We start from the raw sequence: 1976 nt of genomic DNA, 5'->3' as shown, positions 1-1976 counted from the left end.
GTCCAGGGGCGGGCGCGTCGCGGAGCATGATGGCGATCGTCGGGATCGTGGTCGTGCTCATTGCCGCGATCGCCTTCGCCACGCGTGGCGGTGGCGGGGGCGGCGATGGCGACCAGGAGGGCAAGGACGGCGGCGGGGCGGAGCCGACTGCCCCTAGCGGGGAGCGGCCGGTCGAGGGGAAGAACGGCGGTATTCCGGCGGGGTTCGCGAAGACGGAGCAGGGGGCGCAGTCGGCGGCGGCCAACTACGCCGTGGTGCTCGTGTCCGGCGACATCCTCAAGCGGGACAAGCGGCACGAGATCATCGACCGCCTCTTCGTACCCAGCAAGGTCGACGCCTTGCAGGGCAAGTTCGACAAGACGTACTCGAAAAGCCTGCTGGACAAGCTCGGCCTGAACGAGAACGGCCAGGCCCCCAAGGGCATGACCTACATCTCCCGGACCTCCCCGATGGGCACCAAGGTCACCGACTTCAGCGGCACGGCCGCCACCTTGGAGGTCTGGTGCACGGGCATCTACGGGACCGCGGGCGAGCGCTCCACCAACCCCGTGACCAGCGACTGGTTCACGCTCAACCTCAAGCTCCGCTGGGACAACGGCGACTGGAAGGTCGAGTCGTTCTCCCAGAAGGCGGGCCCAACCCCCGTCAATGGCGACCAGCGCGCCTCCGCCGCAGATGAGATGGCCAAGGCGGTCGAGGAGTACGGAGGGTTCACGTATGCCCGCTAGCCGACGCCGAGCCGTCTCCGCCGTCGCCGTACTGGCGTCGGTGCAGGCTGCTGCGGTCGCATTCGCCGGGCGGGCCGCCGCGGCACCGTCACCCGACCCTGAGGACGATCGCTGCGATCTCATCGTGGGTCCCGCCAGGGACTACTGCGACAAAGGCGACTCCGGCGGCAAAGCCGACACCCCCTCCCCCTCCGACGTAGGCGACTCCGTAGACCCCCTCGCCTCTCTCGCCAAGGGCTGCGCCAAAGCCGCCTCCTGGACCATCGACAAGCTCGGCGAGGCGGTGAAGGAAACCACCACCGTCGACTTCACCAACACCACTTTCCTCCGCCAGTACGCCGTTGTCTTCGCCGCGTCGACGATCCTCACCCTCACCCTCTGGCTCCTCGCCGTGGCCAAGCGCGCCATCCGCGGCGTCCCTCTCACCGAGGCGCTCACCGAGGCGATCGGGTTCCTCTGGCTTACGGTGCTGGCCTCCGCCTTCACCCCCCTCATCCTCTATACGATCGTCGCCGCCACCGACGGCGTCACGGAGGCGATCGGCAGTGGTACGGCGCAGGACACCGACACCTTCTTCGGCGGCTTCTCCGAGGCGCTGAAGAAGGGGAATGACATCGGCGGCGGGCCGATCATGCTGATCGTCGTCTCGCTCGTGTCCGTCCTCGCCGCAGGCGTGCTCTGGCTGGAGCTCGTCATCAGGGCAGCCCTGCTCTACGTAGGCGCCATGCTCGGCACCGCCGTCTACGCCGGGCTCGTCGACAAGAACATGTGGCACCACGTCCGCCGCTGGGCGGGCATCATGATCGCTGTCATCCTGGTCAAACCCGTCGTCGTCATCGTGCTCAGCCTCGCCGGCGCGCTCTCCGCCGACGACGGTCCCGACTCCTTCTCCGCCGTGGTCTCCGGCCTCGCGATCATCCTTCTCGCGATCTTCGCCAGCGCGATGATCTACCGCTTCGTACCGGGCTTCGGCGACGAGATCATGTCCGCGAAGGCCGGCCGCCGCGCCAGCTCCTCCAACCCGGCCGCGGCCGTCATGGCGTCCCCGGCCGCGCTGGTCTCGCAGGGCATCAAGACCCACAGCTCCCGCTCGTCCTCCAACAGCGAGTCCCCGAACGGCGGCGGCCAGGGCCGTCCCACGAACCCGGCCGCCGGCGGCGTCGCCGCCCACAGCACCCGCGGGGGCGGAGGCGGCGGAGGCGGCGGAGGCGGAGCCAACGGCACCCCACCCCGCCCCCGCGGGTGCTG

At 69.6% G+C, this 1976-nt stretch carries 2 protein-coding genes; both read left to right on the top strand.

Annotated elements, in window-relative coordinates:
- Positions 1-728: DUF8175 domain-containg protein (locus G5C51_RS41695; RefSeq protein ID WP_206314885.1), on the top strand; the 728-nt coding region annotated here is incomplete at its 5' end.
- Positions 718-1976: hypothetical protein (locus G5C51_RS41690; protein ID WP_206314884.1), on the top strand; the 1259-nt coding region annotated here is incomplete at its 3' end. The genes G5C51_RS41695 and G5C51_RS41690, both read left to right, overlap by 11 nt.

The sequence above is a fragment of the Streptomyces coryli genome (genome assembly GCF_011044975.1).
Taxonomy (GTDB): domain Bacteria; phylum Actinomycetota; class Actinomycetes; order Streptomycetales; family Streptomycetaceae; genus Streptomyces; species Streptomyces coryli.
The sequence above is the reverse complement of the archived record's forward strand: the minus strand, read 5'-3'. Positions and strand labels throughout refer to the sequence as shown.